Raw genomic sequence first — 226 nt, forward strand, 5'->3', positions numbered from 1 at the left:
GGCCGGCCGTGGCGGCCCGCGGCCCGAGCCCGAGAAGAACGACATCCATTCCTCCGCCAGCGATCCGGCACGGGCAACCGATGCCGGCGCGGCCGCCACCGGACCGACGGACGCGGATCCTGCCGCAGCGGATGATCTGAAGCAGATCAAGGGCGTCGGACCCAAGCTGGAGGAAACGCTGCACGAACACGGCGTGACCCGTTTCGCGCAGATCGCCGCCTGGGAC

1 pseudogene is annotated in these 226 nt (G+C 70.8%); it reads left to right on the forward strand.

Annotation, left to right across the window (positions count from 1 at the left end):
- Positions 1–226: pseudogene (locus B4A72_RS00720) on the forward strand (hypothetical protein); the annotation flags it as partial.

The organism is Paracoccus sp. UBA5162 (assembly GCF_002413585.1).
Classification (GTDB): domain Bacteria; phylum Pseudomonadota; class Alphaproteobacteria; order Rhodobacterales; family Rhodobacteraceae; genus Paracoccus.